The 3,086-nt window shown below is 51.1% G+C and carries 1 rRNA gene; it reads left to right on the top strand.

From position 1 onward, the window contains the following. The first annotated feature begins 167 nt into the window (after window positions 1–167). Window positions 168–3,060, top strand: a 23S ribosomal RNA gene (locus tag QBK88_RS30590). Window positions 3,061–3,086: the final 26 nt, after the last annotated feature.

Below are 3,086 nucleotides of genomic sequence, written 5' to 3'. Positions count from 1 at the left end.
ATCGTTCTTTAAAAATTTGGGTATGTGATAGAAAGATAGACTGGATAGCACTTTCACTGGTGTTTATTCAGGCTAAGGTAAAATTTGTGAGTTCTCTTTTAATTAAGAAATGCAAATTTTCGGCGAATGTCGTCTTCACAGTATAACCAGATTGCTTGGGGTTATATGGTCAAGTGAAGAAGCGCATACGGTGGATGCCTTGGCAGTCAGAGGCGATGAAAGACGTGGTAGCCTGCGAAAAGCTTCGGGGAGTCGGCAAACAGACTGTGATCCGGAGATGTCTGAATGGGGGAACCCAGCCATCACAAGATGGTTATCTCAAGCTGAATACATAGGCTTGAGAGGCGAACCAGGGGAACTGAAACATCTAAGTACCCTGAGGAAAAGAAATCAACCGAGATTCCCTTAGTAGTGGCGAGCGAACGGGGACCAGCCCTTAAGTTGATTTGAGATTAGCGGAACGCTCTGGAAAGTGCGGCCATAGTGGGTGATAGCCCTGTACGCGAAAATCTCTTGTCAATGAAATCGAGTAGGACGGAGCACGAGAAACTTTGTCTGAATATGGGGGGACCATCCTCCAAGGCTAAATACTACTGACTGACCGATAGTGAACTAGTACCGTGAGGGAAAGGCGAAAAGAACCCCGGAGAGGGGAGTGAAATAGATCCTGAAACCGTATGCGTACAAGCAGTGGGAGCAGACTTTGTTCTGTGACTGCGTACCTTTTGTATAATGGGTCAGCGACTTATATTCAGTGGCGAGCTTAACCGAATAGGGGAGGCGTAGCGAAAGCGAGTGTTAATAGCGCGTTTAGTCGCTGGGTATAGACCCGAAACCGGGCGATCTATCCATGGGCAGGTTGAAGGTTGGGTAACACTAACTGGAGGACCGAACCGACTACCGTTGAAAAGTTAGCGGATGACCTGTGGATCGGAGTGAAAGGCTAATCAAGCTCGGAGATAGCTGGTTCTCCTCGAAAGCTATTTAGGTAGCGCCTCATGTATCACTGTAGGGGGTAGAGCACTGTTTCGGCTAGGGGGTCATCCCGACTTACCAAACCGATGCAAACTCCGAATACCTACAAGTGCCGAGCATGGGAGACACACGGCGGGTGCTAACGTCCGTCGTGAAAAGGGAAACAACCCAGACCGTCAGCTAAGGTCCCAAAGTCATGGTTAAGTGGGAAACGATGTGGGAAGGCTTAGACAGCTAGGAGGTTGGCTTAGAAGCAGCCACCCTTTAAAGAAAGCGTAATAGCTCACTAGTCGAGTCGGCCTGCGCGGAAGATGTAACGGGGCTCAAACCATGCACCGAAGCTACGGGTATCACCTTTGGGTGATGCGGTAGAGGAGCGTTCTGTAAGCCTGTGAAGGTGAGTTGAGAAGCTTGCTGGAGGTATCAGAAGTGCGAATGCTGACATGAGTAACGACAATGGGTGTGAAAAACACCCACGCCGAAAGACCAAGGTTTCCTGCGCAACGTTAATCGACGCAGGGTTAGTCGGTCCCTAAGGCGAGGCTGAAAAGCGTAGTCGATGGAAAACAGGTTAATATTCCTGTACTTCTGGTTATTGCGATGGAGGGACGGAGAAGGCTAGGCCAGCTTGGCGTTGGTTGTCCAAGTTTAAGGTGGTAGGCTGAGATCTTAGGTAAATCCGGGATCTTAAGGCCGAGAGCTGATGACGAGTTGCCTTTAGGCGACGAAGTGGTTGATGCCATGCTTCCAAGAAAAGCTTCTAAGCTTCAGGTAACCAGGAACCGTACCCCAAACCGACACAGGTGGTTGGGTAGAGAATACCAAGGCGCTTGAGAGAACTCGGGTGAAGGAACTAGGCAAAATGGCACCGTAACTTCGGGAGAAGGTGCGCCGGTGAGGGTGAAGGACTTGCTCCGTAAGCTCATGCCGGTCGAAGATACCAGGCCGCTGCGACTGTTTATTAAAAACACAGCACTCTGCAAACACGAAAGTGGACGTATAGGGTGTGACGCCTGCCCGGTGCCGGAAGGTTAATTGATGGGGTTAGCTAACGCGAAGCTCTTGATCGAAGCCCCGGTAAACGGCGGCCGTAACTATAACGGTCCTAAGGTAGCGAAATTCCTTGTCGGGTAAGTTCCGACCTGCACGAATGGCGTAACGATGGCGGCGCTGTCTCCACCCGAGACTCAGTGAAATTGAAATCGCTGTGAAGATGCAGTGTATCCGCGGCTAGACGGAAAGACCCCGTGAACCTTTACTATAGCTTTGCACTGGACTTTGAATTTGCTTGTGTAGGATAGGTGGGAGGCTTTGAAGCGTGGACGCCAGTTCGCGTGGAGCCATCCTTGAAATACCACCCTGGCAACTTTGAGGTTCTAACTCAGGTCCGTTATCCGGATCGAGGACAGTGTATGGTGGGTAGTTTGACTGGGGCGGTCTCCTCCTAAAGAGTAACGGAGGAGTACGAAGGTGCGCTCAGACCGGTCGGAAATCGGTCGTAGAGTATAAAGGCAAAAGCGCGCTTGACTGCGAGACAGACACGTCGAGCAGGTACGAAAGTAGGTCTTAGTGATCCGGTGGTTCTGTATGGAAGGGCCATCGCTCAACGGATAAAAGGTACTCCGGGGATAACAGGCTGATACCGCCCAAGAGTTCATATCGACGGCGGTGTTTGGCACCTCGATGTCGGCTCATCACATCCTGGGGCTGAAGCCGGTCCCAAGGGTATGGCTGTTCGCCATTTAAAGTGGTACGCGAGCTGGGTTTAGAACGTCGTGAGACAGTTCGGTCCCTATCTGCCGTGGACGTTTGAGATTTGAGAGGGGCTGCTCCTAGTACGAGAGGACCGGAGTGGACGAACCTCTGGTGTTCCGGTTGTCACGCCAGTGGCATTGCCGGGTAGCTATGTTCGGAAAAGATAACCGCTGAAAGCATCTAAGCGGGAAACTTGCCTCAAGATGAGATCTCACTGGGATCTTGAATCCCCTAAAGGGCCGTCGAAGACTACGACGTTGATAGGTTGGGTGTGTAAGCGCTGTGAGGCGTTGAGCTAACCAATACTAATTGCCCGTGAGGCTTGACCATATAACACCCAAGCAATTTGCGTCGAA

Source organism: Pseudomonas sp. RIT-To-2, from assembly GCF_029623465.1.
Classification (GTDB): Bacteria; Pseudomonadota; Gammaproteobacteria; order Pseudomonadales; family Pseudomonadaceae; genus Aquipseudomonas; species Aquipseudomonas silvicola.
This window is presented reverse-complemented; position numbering and strand designations above follow the sequence as displayed.